A 12,056-nucleotide genomic window follows, 5' to 3' on the forward strand; every position below is an offset into this window, starting at 1 on the left:
AATCACTCCTTTGCTTGGTTGCTCGCGGGCAAGTCGATGCTGAAGCATGCACCACCCGCCTCCAGGTTGCTGGCGCGCAACGTGCCGCCCATCGCCCGCACCAATTGTGCGGAGATCACCAGCCCCAGGCCCAGCCCCGCGCCGGCCGGTTTGCTGGTGACGAAGGGCTCGAACAGGTGCGCCAGGATGTCCGGCCTGATGCCGGGGCCGGTGTCGCTCACCTCCAGCAGCACACGATCGCCCTGCGCCCTGCCCTGAAGGCGCAACGTGCGATGCGGCGCCTTGTGCATCGCGTCGATGGCATTGCGCATCAGGTTGACGAGCACGCTGCCGAGCGCCGCCTCGTCCGCCATCACGGCCAATGTGGCAGGCTGCAGGTCGACCTCGACGGCAATGCCCTGGTCCATGAGCGCGTCGGCCACCATGCCCTGCACCTCGTCGATGCAATGCGCAAGCACGACCGGCACGACCGGCAGTTCGCTCTTGTGCGCGAAGGTCTTGAGTTGCGAGGTCAGGCGCGCGAGCCGGTCGACCATGCCGCGGATGCGCCGCAGGTTGCCGCGCACGTCGTCGAGGCTGTTCTTGTCGAGCAGGATGGCGGCGCTCTCCGACAAGGCGCGCATGGCCGTGAGCGGCTGGTTCAGCTCGTGCGCCAGGCCGGCCGACATCTGGCCGAGGGCGGCCATCTTGCCGGTGTGCACCAGTTCGTCCTGCGCGGCACGCAACTGGGCGGTGCGCGCGACCACGGTGGATTCGAGGCTGTCGTGTGCCGCCTGCAGCGCCGCCTGGTTGGCCAGCTTGTTCCGCACCGCCCGGCGCCGCTGCCACAGCGCGACGCCGACGAGCAGCAGCACCGCCATCGCCAGGCTTGCGGTGATCGCCGCATTGCGGGCCGCCACGCGCAACGGCGCCATGTCGTCGAACACCATGAGTCGCCACGGTGCGCCGCTCAGTGCACGCTCCGACACGAGCTGGTCCCGCCCTCCGAGCGTCACCAACTGCACGCCCGGCGCGAGGACTTCCTTCAGCTTCCATCGCAGGGGCTCCAGGGTTGCCTCGCCATACGGCCGCGAGCGAAGCACATCGGCGCGCTGATACTCGTCCAACGGGCGCAGCGGCCTGAATTTCAGGTCGTCGCGCGTGGAGAGGATGATTACCCCGCGCTGGTCGATCACCGCCGCGTCGCCAGGCAGCTTGCGCCATGCGCGCTCGGCGTCCTCGAGGTTGATCTTGACGGCCACCACGCCAATGGAACTCGGGTTGCGCCGCAGCGCGTAGGAGAGGTAGTAGCCCGGCCGCTTGCTGGTGACGCCCACGCCGTAGAAGCGCCCCCTGCCCTGGCCCAGCGCGTCGATGACGTAGGGCCGGAAGGAGAAGTCCTGGCCAAGGGTGGTGCCCGGCTTGTCCCAGTCCGACGCGGCCAGCGAGATGCCGCTGCTGTCCAGCACGTAGAGCATCTCGGCGCCGGCGGTGGCATTGACGCCGGCAAGGTAGTGATTGGCCGAGTCGCGCAGGCCGGCGTCCGATGGCGTGCCGAGCAGCGCCGGCACGACGGGCGTCATCTCCAGCAGCGCGGGCAGGTAGTCGAAGCGGGCCAGTTCGGCATCCAGCCCGGTCGCCAGCATTTCGAGCCGATGCGCTGCCGCATCGCGCACGCGGGAAACGCCGGCCTGCAGCGCAAGCTGGTGCCCCGCGAAGGCGGCCAGGGCGACCAGCGCCAGCGCGCTGCCCCAGCGCCCGACGACGAGCCAGGGTCTGCGTCTGCTGGGGAGTGGGTCGACGCGTGGCGACGGCTCGCTGGGATTCATCCGAGCGTTATTGCACAAGCCCAAGCCGTGCGCATCGGTGACCGCCCGGTTTCAGCGTGCTGCGCCTGCAACAGGCATGTGCGCCTCTGAAGCGTCCAGCACCATCTCCGGCTCATCCGCTTCGGCCGAAGTCTCCCCATTGAGTTGCTGCGTCATGCGCTGCGTGTCCAGGTCGCCGGTCCACTTGGCGACGACCAGCGTGGCGACGCCGTTGCCGATCAGGTTGGTCAGCGCGCGTGCTTCCGACATGAAGCGGTCGATGCCCAGGATCAGCGCGAGACCAGCGACCGGCACATGGCCCACGGCCGACAGCGTCGCGGCCAGCACGATGAAGCCGCTGCCGGTCACGCCGGCGGCACCCTTGGAGGTCAACAGCAGCACGGCCAGCAGCGTCAGTTGCTGGGTCCAGGTCATGTCGGTGTTGGTGGCTTGCGCGATGAACACCGCCGCCATCGTCAGGTAGATCGAAGTGCCATCGAGGTTGAACGAATAGCCCGTGGGAACCACCAGACCAACGACCGACTTGCGTGCGCCGAGGTTCTCCAGCTTGGCCATCATGCGCGGCAGCACCGATTCGCTCGACGAGGTGCCCAGCACGATCAGCAGTTCTTCCTTGATGTAGCGGATGAACTTCCAGATCGAGAAGCCATGGGCCCGCGCGATGCCGCCCAGCACCACGAAGATGAACAGGAGGCAAGTCGCATAGAAGGTCGCCATCAATTGGCCGAGTTGAAGCAGCGAGCCCACGCCGTACTTGCCGATGGTGAAGGCCATTGCGCCGAAGGCACCGATGGGCGCCACCTTCATGATGTAGCCGACGATGCTGAAAAGCACGTGCGAGCCCTTCTCGATCACGTCGAAGATCAGCGTGCCGCGGCCGCCGAACTTGTGCAGCGCGAAGCCGAACATCACCGCGATCAGCAGCACCTGCAGGATCTCGCCCTTGGCGAAGGCATCGACCACCGTGTTGGGGATCACGTTGAGCAGAAAGTCCGTGGTGCTCTGCATCTTGCCCGGGCCGGTGTAGGCCGCGATACCCTTGGTGTCGAGCTGGCTCACGTCGACGTTCATGCCGGCACCGGGTCGCACGATGTTGATGATGATGAGGCCCACGACCAGCGCGACGGAACTCACGATCTCGAAGTACAGCAGCGCGAGGCCGCCGGTCTTGCCGACCTTCTTCATGTCTTCCATGCCGGCGATGCCGACCACCACCGTGCAGAAGATGATCGGCGCAATGATCATCTTGATGAGCTTGATGAAGCCGTCGCCGAGCGGCTTCATGGCCGCGCCGGTCTCGGGCCAGAAATGCCCGAGCAGCACGCCGATGACGATCGCCGTGATGACCTGGAAGTACAGGGATTTGTAGAGGGGTTGCTTGGACTGCGGATTGGGAATCACGAAGGTCTCCTTGGAATGGTTTGTGGCGTCGGCGGCTCATTGACGACTGCCGGTTGCTCAGCAATGGACATGCCACCGAAAAACGGGGCAGCCAAGCGCGCCAAGTGATTGATTCGATTGGGTTTTTTTCGCAAGCCCAGGGAGACGGCTGCCGAGCTTCCGACAGGAGCGCCGCCGGCCCGTCCGAATTGCCGGCACGATGACTTGGGGCAAACCCTGAGCGTCACAATGCGCCCCGTGGAACTCAACCAACTGCGCTCATTCCTTTCCGTCGCCCGCACCGGTCAACTGGTCCGGGCTTCCGAACAACTTCACCTGACTCAATCGGCCCTGTCGAAGCAGATCAAGGGCCTGGAGGACGAACTGGGCGTGCTGCTGTTTTCAAGAACGCCCGCCGGCATGGTCCTGAGCAGCGCGGGCCGGCGACTGCTTCCTCTTGCGGCGAAGACGGTCGAGGCTGCGCAGGAGATGAGCGCACTGGCCAAATCGATGCGGGGCACGGTGTCGGGCGCATTGAAGCTGGGCACGATCATCGATCCCGAGTCGATCCGGCTTGGGCCCCTGCTCTCGACCTTGCTGGAGCTCTATCCGCACGTCGACGTGTCGCTGCTGCATGGCATCTCCGGCGGCGTGGTCCAGATGCTGCGGGAGAAACAGGTGGATGTGTGCTTCTACCTCGGCACGCTGAAGGACCCGGAGATCGCCGTTCGCCAACTGGCGCTTGAGCACTATGTCGTCGTCGGGCCCGCGGCCTGGGAGGCGCAGTTGCGTGGCGCCGACTGGCCGGCCCTCGCGGCCATGCCATGGCTGGCCACGCCGGCGGGGAGCTCACAGCACGGGCTGGTCGACCAGTTGTTCGCGGAACGCGGGCTGGCCTGCCATACCGTCGTCGAGGCGGACCAGGAGGCTTCGATGATCGAGCTGGTCCAGACCGGCGTAGCGCTGGGGCTCATGCGTGAGCGCATTGCCGCGCCGGCGCTGCGCAATGGGCAGGCGGTGGTCTGGCCGGGGGTTCGGCTGCCCTGTCCCTTGTCGTTGCTCTACCTGCGTTCGAATGAGGACTCGATGACCTTGCAGGCCTTGCTGGCGGCGGCGCAGGTGGTTTGGCCGGCCGAGGGCGACTTGGCCGCCTGAACGGCCGGGCCCGGAACCGCCGGCGCGTTCTACGTCACCACGTTTCGTATGAAGCGCGCGGCCTCGCCATCCATCGCCAGGTAGGCATAGGGCTGCGCGCTGCTGTAGATGGCGAAGTCGCCCGCGCCGATCGTCTTCGTGCCCTCCTCCAGCGTGATCTGCAGCCGCCCTTCGATCACGTAGACCATTTCCTGCCAGCCTTCCGGATCGGGCTCCGCGTCATAGCGCTCGCCGGCCGCCAGCGACCAGAGCCACAACTGCACATCGTGCCGGGCCGACGCGCTGCCGAGCAGCGTGGCATGGCTGTCTGCATGGTTGCCGCGCCAGGCCACCGCTTCGATTCGCTGGGGCTCGCTCAAGGGGTCGCTGACGACCTCGACGAAGGTGACGTCAAGCGCCATCGCCAGGCGATCCAGGCTCGACAGGCTGATGTTGGTGTCGCCGCCTTCCAGGTTGACCAGCATGCGGCGGCTCAGTCCGGCCGCGTCCGCCAGCGCCGCCTGGCTCAGGCCGGCCGCGAGCCGAAGCCGGCGGACATTGGACGCGACGTGGGCCAGGACGTCGTCGCGCTCGGGGTTGCGCACTATATTGCTCATTGGTATGATGTGCAGTTTACTGCGCACAGCATAACGTCAGGGAGTCTCCCATGAACAACATCTCGGCCGTCGCGACCAGGCCGACCTCGGTCTTTTCACTGTCTCGCCAGGAACTGGCGCTCATTGCGGTCACCTTCGTTTGGGGCGGGACCTTCCTGACGGTCCATACCGCCATGGCTTACGCGGGCCCGCTTTTCTTCGTCGGCTTGCGCTTCGTCATCGCCGGACTGTTCGCCTTGCTGCTGTGCGGACGCCGCATGGCCGGTCTCACGCGGCTCGAACTGGGCGCGGGTGCGGCCATCGGCGTGAGCATCGTCGTGGGCTACGCCCTGCAGAGCTACGGCATGCAGACCATCTCCAGCAGCAAGTCCGCCTTCATCACCGCGATGTACGTGCCAATGGTGCCGCTGGTCCTGTGGCTGGTGCTGCGCCGTCCACCGCATTTCATGGCATGGATCGGCGTGGCCTGTGCATTCATCGGCCTGGTGCTGCTGGCCGGCCCGGAGTCCGGCAAGCTTTCGCTGCACGGCGGCGAGATGGCGACGCTGGCCGGCACGATCGCGATTGCCGCCGAGATCATCCTGATCGGCCACTTCGCCTCGCGAGTCGACAGCCAGCGCGTGACCGTGGTGCAACTGCTGGTGGCGGGTGGGGTGTCGCTGCTGATGATGCCGGTCGCGGGCGAGCCGCTGCCCGCGTTCAACTGGATCTGGGTCGCGTGCGGCGTCGGGCTGGGGCTGGCGAGCGCGCTGATCCAGTTGACGATGAACTGGGCGCAGAAGTCGGTGTCCCCGACCCGCGCGACCGTCATCTATGCGGGCGAACCGGTCTGGGCTGGCCTGGTGGGCCGCCTGGCCGGGGACCGACTGCCGGCGCTGGCGCTGCTGGGCGGTGCGTTCATCGTGATCGGAGTGATCGTGAGTGAATTGCGGCCCGCGAGACCAAGCCGCGCGGTAAAGACCTGAGCGGGCTTGTTCCTTCACATTGGACGCCAGTCGGGCGCCAATGCGCGCAAGGCCGCGAGCCGCTTGCGCGTCCCGGGGTGCGTCGCAGTGTCGCCGCGCCAGCCGAGGTCCATGAAGGCCGCGATCACATGCTGGTCCGCCAGGCCCAGGGCGCGCAGGGTGCTCAGCGCGAAGGCGTCGGCTTCGAATTCCTGCCGGTAGGCCAGCGCCGATGCGTCCCGGCCCAGGCGATCCGCGACGGCATCGGTCTCCTGCTGCACGACGGCGCCCGGCACCCACTTCGCATAGAGACGGCCGACCTGTGCCCAGTGGTCGAGCATCACATGGCCCAGTTCGTGCGCGAGGATGAAGATGCGCTCGCCCTCTGGCAGGTCCGCCAGGCCAACATTGGCCACCACGATGCGGCCTTGCAGCGTCTCGCCCACCGTCTCGCCGCGCACGACGCGCAGTTCGACCTTCGAGAGTGCGGGATGGCCGAGCGCGCGCAACAGCTTGTCGAAGGACGCACGCACGGTCTGGACGCGCGAACTCGCCGGATCGGCCGGCGTCATCGCATCGAGTTGGGTTTGTTGCGAACGATGCAGCACACCCACGATGTCCGGCGGTGCGACGTGCATGTCCTCGCTGCGGGCCGTGCCGCAGGCCAGGACCATCCACATCATCAGCAACCAACGCATCGGCACCACTCCATTCTCCGCAGCGCTCCGGTCGCGGAGCGCTTTCCTGCTGCATCGCAACAACCATGCCAGTGACCGTTTTCTTTTAGGCCACCGTGGACCCGATCGCAAGAGGACGCAGCCGTTGACTTGACGGAAAAAACGGAGGGTCGTGCAGTCGTCACGCCTCGCGGGCGCGAGCTTGCAAGGCCAGGACGTCGCCCGAGACGATCGCATCGAGGTTGCGCGTGACCTTTTCGATGGGCCAGTCCCACCAGGCGATGGATTGCAGCACCGCGACGACCTCGGGCGAAAAACGCGCCTTGATCGCCTGGGCAGGATTGCCACCCACCACCGTGTACGCCGGCACGTCATGGACCACCACCGAGCGCGACGAGACGATGGCGCCGTTCCCGATGTGGACACCCGGCATGACCAGTACGTCATAGCCGATCCAGACATCGTTGCCAAAGACGGTATCGCCCTTGTACGGCAGATCGCCGGGCGCCGGCATCACCTTCTCCCAGCCGTTGCCGAAGATCTGGAAGGGATAGGTGGAGATGCCCGACAGCTTGTGATTGGCGCCGTTCATGATGAACTTCGCCCCGCGGGCCAGTGCGCAGAACTTGCCGATGATGAGCTTGTCGCCGATGAACGGGAAATGGTAGAGGACGTTGCGCTCGAAGTTTTCGGGGTCCTCGGGGTCGTCGTAGTAGCTGTAGTCGCCGACGATGATGTTCGGATTGCGCACGGTGTTCCTGATGAAGCACATCTGCGGGAATCCAGCCATGGGATGCGGATTCGAGGGGTCTGGTCCGTTCATGGTCGCTCCTGATTGAGCGGCGCATTGTGCGCTTCGCCCCATGGGTCAGTTCGAGCTCGAAGCAACCAAGACGCGCCTTGTCCAGCCCGCCTAGACTCGAATGCAGGCCCACGCGATGCGGCCTGTTCCTGTACGCGAAGGAGATCCGGATGGCGACTTTCGTAGTGGTTCATGGCGCCTGGTCAGCAGGCTGGGCGTGGAAGAAGATGCGGCCCCGGATGCGCGAGCGCGGGCATGAGCTGTTCACGCCGACGCATACCGGTCTTGGCGAGCGGAGCCACCTGGCGCGGCCGGACATCGACCTCGATGCGCACATCGAAGACATCCTCAGCGTGCTGCAGTTCGAGGACTTGCGCGACGTCTTCCTGGTCGGTCACAGCTATGGCGGCATGGTGGCCACGGGCGTCGCGGATCGCGCTCCGGAAAGAATTGCGCATCTCGTCTACCTCGATGCCTTCGTGCCGAAAGACGGCCAGTCGCTGGCAGACCTGGTGGGAGAAGCAGCGCACGCCCGCGTGCTGGCCGCCGCGCGTGAACGTGGCGAGGGCTGGCGCATCCCGCCCAATCCGATGCCGCCCGATACCAGCGCCGACGATGCGGCCTGGGCGAATCCGCGGCGGATGATGCAGCCGTTGAAGACCTTCGAGCAGAAGCTACGCCTGACCGGTGCGCTCGAGAACCTTCCGCGGAGCTACATCTACTGCACCAGGCCGGGCCCGGGCGACGTGTTCAGGCAGTTCACGGCACGAGCGCAGTCCGAGGCAGGCTGGCGCTGCTTCGAACTGGATGCCAGCCACAACCCGCACATCACCATGCCCGACACGTTGGCGGCCTTGCTGGGCAAGATCGCTGGCGATCCGCGTCCTTAGTTCCGGACGCCCGCGCAAAGCGTCGTCGGCTTGTTGCACGCAGCCGACCGCCACGACCTTGCTGCCGATCCATGGTGCCTGCCATCGCTGTTGGCCAGCGCGCAAAATTTGCGCCCATAGATCAATAGATTACCTTCAAAAGACCGCGCAAGACGTTGTCCTGAAAAGATATTCCGGCCAGGAATGCAACGCTTGCCGCAATGTCACTCGCCTTTCGCGGCATGCATTTCTAGACTTGCCCGCAAGCCGGTCCACGGCCCTCACCGCAAGCGATTCCTCTGCCCCGTGGACCGATACAACCCTGGAGACAACCCCTTGACCACCTCGACCCAGGCCGATCGGCGACCCCTGATGCGCAGCATGTTCGACGCTGCCGTCGCCGCGGCGCAGCCCGCGCTCTGCCTTCCACCGCATCTGCCACCGCGCCCCAAGGGCCGCACCATCGTGATCGGCGCGGGCAAGGCCTCGGCAGCCATGGCGCGCGCGCTGGAAGACCATTGGGACGGTCCGCTCGAAGGCCTGGTCGTCACGCGCTACGGCTATGCCGTGCCTTGCGAGCGCATCGAGATCGTCGAGGCTGCGCACCCCGTCCCGGACCAGGCCGGCCTGCAGGCCACCGAGCGCATCCGTCAACTGGTGAGCGGCCTCAGCGCCGACGACCTCGTCATCGCGCTCATCTCCGGCGGTGGCTCCTCGCTGCTGGTGGCGCCGGGCCCAGGCCTCACGCTGGCCGACAAGCAGGCCGTCAACAGCGCCCTCCTCGAATGCGGCGCCAGCATCTCCGAGATGAACTGCGTGCGCCGCCACCTGTCCTCGGTCAAGGGCGGCCGACTGGCGGCGGCCTGCCATCCGGCCCGCGTCTGGACGCTGCTGATCTCCGACGTGCCCGGCGACTCGCCGATGGACATCGCTTCCGGCCCGACCGTCCCAGACACCACCACCAGCGCCGACGCGCTGGCCATCATCGAGCGCTACCGCATCGAGGTGCCGCCCGCCGTGCTTGCCCTGCTCCAGCGCTCCGAAGCGGAAAGCATCAAGCCAGGCGACCCACGGCTCGCCGGCAGCACGACACGCATCATCACCGCGCCGCAGATCGCGCTCGAAGCTGCCGCAGAAGTGGCCCGCGCCGCCGGCTACGCCACCTACATCCTCGGCGACAGCCTCGAAGGCGAGGCCCGCGACCTGGGCAAGGCCTTCGCCGGCATCGCCCGCCAGGTCGCGACGCGCGGCCAGCCCTTCCAGACGCCCTGCGTGCTGCTCTCCGGCGGCGAGACGACCGTGACGATCAAGGGCAAGGGGCGCGGCGGCCGCAACGTCGAGTTTCTGCTGGCACTCGGCGTGGCCCTCGACGGCCTGCCCAACGTGCATGCCATCGCCGGCGATACCGACGGCGTCGACGGCATCGAGGAGATTGCCGGCGCCTGCCTCACCCCCGACACCCTGGCCCGCGCCTGGGCCCTGGACATCCATCCCCGCAAGAGCCTGGACAACAACGACGGCCACGGCTTCTTCCAGGCGCTTGGCGATTCCGTCGTCACCGGCCCCACCCTCACCAACGTCAACGACTTCCGCGCCATCGTCATCGACAGCGCATCCACCACTGGAAAACCATGACCACGCAACGCCAACGCCCCTGCAACGCCAAGATCGTCGCCACCCTCGGCCCGGCCAGCGCCGACCGCTCCACCATCGAGGCGCTGGTGCGCGCCGGTGCCGACGTGTTCCGGCTCAACTTCAGCCACGGCACGCATGCCGACCACAAGCAGCGGCTGGACCTGATCCGCTCGATCGAGGCCGACCTCGGTACGCCCATCGGCGTGCTGCTGGACCTGCAAGGCCCGAAGCTGCGGGTCGGCACCTTCGCCGGTGGCCCGGTGAAGCTGGTCGAAGGCGCGGCCTTCCGCCTCGATCTCGACACAGAGAAACAGGGCGATGCCACCCGTGCCCCGATGCCGCATCCCGAGATCTTCGCGGCACTCAAACCCGGCGCGGAACTGCTGCTCGACGACGGCCGGCTTCGGCTCAAGGTCGAGAAGTCGGGCAAGGACTTTGCCGAGACCACGGTGGTCAACGGGGGCATGCTGTCGGATCGAAAGGGCGTCAACGTGCCGGGCGTGGTGCTGCCGCTGTCGGCGCTCACGAAGAAGGACCTCGCGGATCTGGAGTTCGGGCTGACGCTGGGCATCGACTGGATCGCCCTCTCCTTCGTGCAGCGTCCGGAGGACATCACCGAGGTCAAGGCCATCGTGCAGGGCCGCGCCGGCATCGTCGCCAAGCTGGAGAAGCCCGCCGCCATCGAGGCGCTCGACGCCATCCTGGCCGAGACCGATGCGGTGATGGTCGCGCGCGGCGACCTCGGCGTGGAAATGCCTGCCGAGCAGGTGCCCGCGATCCAGAAGCGCATCGTGCGCGAGTGCCGTCGCCTGGGCAAGCCGGTGATCGTCGCCACGCAGATGCTGGAGTCGATGGTGAGTGCGCCGGTGCCGACCCGCGCCGAGGCCTCGGACGTGGCGACCGCGATCTATGACGGCGCGGACGCGGTGATGCTCTCGGCCGAATCGGCCTCGGGCAAGTTCCCGATCGAGGCGGTCGCCATGATGAACCGCATCATCGAGCGGACCGAGGCGGACCCGCAGTACCGCGACGCCATCGATGCGTCGCACACGCGGCCCTCGGCCAACACTGCGGATGCGGTCAGCTGGGCGGCGCGTTCCGTGGCGGGGCTGCTCGATGTAGCGGCGATGGTCGCCTATACGAGTTCTGGCTCGTCGGCGCTGCGAATGTCACGTGAACGACCGCGCGCACCGATCATCGGCATGACGCCGCGCCGGGCCACGGCCCGCCGGCTCGCGCTGGCCTGGGGTGTGAATCCGGTGCTGTGCCACGACGTGATGAACGTCACCGAGATGACCGAGGTGGCCGTCGCCACCGCCGCGAAGCAGGGCTTTGCGCAGAAGGGCCAGACCATCGTGATCGCGGCCGGCATGCCCTTCGGCGCGCCGGGCACGACCAACCTGCTGCGGATCGCGCAGGTCGAGTGACTCAGTAACCGTAGTCGTCGTAGCGCCGGCTGCCGCGCAGCGCCGTCATGGCGAGCGCGGTCAGCAGCGAACTCGCGATGGCGGTGATCCATAGCGCCTTCACCGGCTCCTCGGCCACGAAGCGCGCGCAGGATTCGTTGGCATCGGCCATGCGCTCCTTCCAGTGGCCCATCCGCCGGCCGGTCGAATTGACCGCGGCCTTTGCATAGACGCGACCGGTCCGTGCCGCGTCGCTGGCCACTTGCCTGGCCTCGTCCGCGACCTCCGCGGCATCGTCAAGGGCCTTGGCGCCCGTGGCCTTCGCATCCTGCACGACCGAGCGAATCGAATGGGCGGCATGGCTGGCCACGGTGGCGGTATTGCTCGCGAAAGCCTGTGCCGCATCTGCCGCGTCCTGGCCCGTCTGGCGTGCATCGTCGGCCAGTTGGCTCGGGGTCTTGATGTCGGTCTTGGTGTCGTCGTATTCCATGTCGATGTCCCTTTGTCATTGGAGATTGCCAAGGCACGATTTCGCGTCCCCTGAGCGTCCGCGGTTGTGGGGCGGCGTCAGCGACAAGCGTAGGCGGATACCGGCTTGAGGGCAAACACCCGTCCCGACGGCCTTGCGGATGGCGCGGGCACCTGTGCAGCGCGCCGTCGCGTTGGTTCAATCTGCAGCAGTTGCTCCGCATCGGCACAGCGAGTCGTGTGTCGCTGTCACAGCGACTGCGCTTCCCGAAAAGCACAAATCCATTGCCTGACAAGCACTTGTGCGCGCTGGCAC

11 protein-coding genes are annotated in these 12,056 nt (G+C 66.8%); 5 read left to right on the plus strand and 6 right to left on the minus strand.

The features are described 5' to 3' along the window. Positions 1-2: 2 nt before the first annotated feature. Together WKW79_RS01870 and WKW79_RS01875 are read right to left on the minus strand one after the other, a co-directional pair. The gene (locus WKW79_RS01870) at positions 3-1,808 is read right to left on the minus strand and encodes a sensor histidine kinase (protein WP_340333395.1); all 1,806 of its coding nucleotides are present in this window, start codon (positions 1,806-1,808) and stop codon (positions 3-5) included. 51 nt (positions 1,809-1,859) lie between these two features. After that, positions 1,860-3,206, minus strand: coding sequence for a dicarboxylate/amino acid:cation symporter (locus WKW79_RS01875; protein WP_340333833.1), 1,347 nt, complete (start codon positions 3,204-3,206; stop codon positions 1,860-1,862). A gap of 240 nt (positions 3,207-3,446) precedes the next feature. Between WKW79_RS01875 and WKW79_RS01880 the strand changes: the two genes are divergently transcribed. Next, positions 3,447-4,343 carry a LysR family transcriptional regulator gene (locus WKW79_RS01880; RefSeq protein WP_340333396.1) on the plus strand — a complete coding sequence of 299 codons (897 nt, stop codon included), beginning with the start codon at positions 3,447-3,449 and terminating at the stop codon, positions 4,341-4,343. Positions 4,344-4,372: 29 nt separating this feature from the next. On the opposite strand, the gene WKW79_RS01885 is transcribed toward WKW79_RS01880, so the two are convergent. Further along, positions 4,373-4,939 (minus strand): helix-turn-helix domain-containing protein, encoded by a 567-nt coding sequence (locus WKW79_RS01885; RefSeq protein WP_340333397.1) that lies wholly within the window; start codon positions 4,937-4,939, stop codon positions 4,373-4,375. A 50-nt stretch (positions 4,940-4,989) separates the two neighbouring features. On the opposite strand from WKW79_RS01885, the gene WKW79_RS01890 reads away from it, so the two are divergent. Then, positions 4,990-5,904 (plus strand): DMT family transporter, encoded by a 915-nt coding sequence (locus WKW79_RS01890; RefSeq protein ID WP_340333398.1) that lies wholly within the window; start codon positions 4,990-4,992, stop codon positions 5,902-5,904. A gap of 14 nt (positions 5,905-5,918) precedes the next feature. Here the strand turns inward: WKW79_RS01890 and WKW79_RS01895 are convergent, their stop codons facing one another. Then, positions 5,919-6,581, minus strand: a complete 663-nt coding sequence (locus WKW79_RS01895; protein ID WP_340333399.1) for a M48 family metalloprotease — start codon at positions 6,579-6,581, stop codon at positions 5,919-5,921. 160 nt (positions 6,582-6,741) lie between these two features. Continuing rightward, positions 6,742-7,383: a Vat family streptogramin A O-acetyltransferase gene (locus WKW79_RS01900; protein ID WP_340333400.1), complete on the minus strand. Its 642-nt coding sequence runs from the start codon at positions 7,381-7,383 to the stop codon at positions 6,742-6,744. Between the two features lie 149 nt (positions 7,384-7,532). On the opposite strand from WKW79_RS01900, the gene WKW79_RS01905 reads away from it, so the two are divergent. The 3 genes from WKW79_RS01905 to pyk all read left to right on the plus strand — a co-directional run bounded on the left by WKW79_RS01905 (position 7,533) and on the right by pyk (position 11,293). Continuing rightward, positions 7,533-8,252, plus strand: coding sequence for an alpha/beta hydrolase (locus WKW79_RS01905; RefSeq protein WP_340333401.1), 720 nt, complete (start codon positions 7,533-7,535; stop codon positions 8,250-8,252). Between the two features lie 351 nt (positions 8,253-8,603). Then, positions 8,604-9,866 carry a glycerate kinase type-2 family protein gene (locus WKW79_RS01910; protein WP_340333834.1) on the plus strand — a complete coding sequence of 421 codons (1,263 nt, stop codon included), beginning with the start codon at positions 8,604-8,606 and terminating at the stop codon, positions 9,864-9,866. Then, on the plus strand, positions 9,863-11,293 hold the full coding sequence (gene pyk / locus WKW79_RS01915; RefSeq protein ID WP_340333402.1) for a pyruvate kinase: 1,431 nt from the start codon (positions 9,863-9,865) through the stop codon (positions 11,291-11,293). The genes WKW79_RS01910 and pyk overlap by 4 nt, the downstream gene beginning before the upstream one ends. Before the next feature lies 1 nt (position 11,294). Here pyk and WKW79_RS01920 read toward each other — a convergent pair whose 3' ends face one another. Further along, positions 11,295-11,762: a hypothetical protein gene (locus WKW79_RS01920; protein WP_340333403.1), complete on the minus strand. Its 468-nt coding sequence runs from the start codon at positions 11,760-11,762 to the stop codon at positions 11,295-11,297. Positions 11,763-12,056: the final 294 nt, after the last annotated feature.

This window comes from Variovorax robiniae, assembly GCF_037889955.1.
GTDB lineage: Bacteria > Pseudomonadota > Gammaproteobacteria > Burkholderiales > Burkholderiaceae_C > Variovorax > Variovorax robiniae.

Coding starts and splice junctions, on each gene's coding strand:
- WKW79_RS01870 (WP_340333395.1), bottom strand. CDS start 1,808: ATGAATCCCAGCGAGCCGTCGCCACGCGTCGACCCACTCCCCAGCAGA.
- WKW79_RS01885 (WP_340333397.1), bottom strand. CDS start 4,939: ATGAGCAATATAGTGCGCAACCCCGAGCGCGACGACGTCCTGGCCCAC.
- WKW79_RS01890 (WP_340333398.1), top strand. CDS start 4,990: ATGAACAACATCTCGGCCGTCGCGACCAGGCCGACCTCGGTCTTTTCA.
- WKW79_RS01895 (WP_340333399.1), bottom strand. CDS start 6,581: ATGCGTTGGTTGCTGATGATGTGGATGGTCCTGGCCTGCGGCACGGCC.
- WKW79_RS01900 (WP_340333400.1), bottom strand. CDS start 7,383: ATGAACGGACCAGACCCCTCGAATCCGCATCCCATGGCTGGATTCCCG.
- WKW79_RS01905 (WP_340333401.1), top strand. CDS start 7,533: ATGGCGACTTTCGTAGTGGTTCATGGCGCCTGGTCAGCAGGCTGGGCG.
- WKW79_RS01910 (WP_340333834.1), top strand. CDS start 8,604: ATGCGCAGCATGTTCGACGCTGCCGTCGCCGCGGCGCAGCCCGCGCTC.
- pyk (WP_340333402.1), top strand. CDS start 9,863: ATGACCACGCAACGCCAACGCCCCTGCAACGCCAAGATCGTCGCCACC.
- WKW79_RS01920 (WP_340333403.1), bottom strand. CDS start 11,762: ATGGAATACGACGACACCAAGACCGACATCAAGACCCCGAGCCAACTG.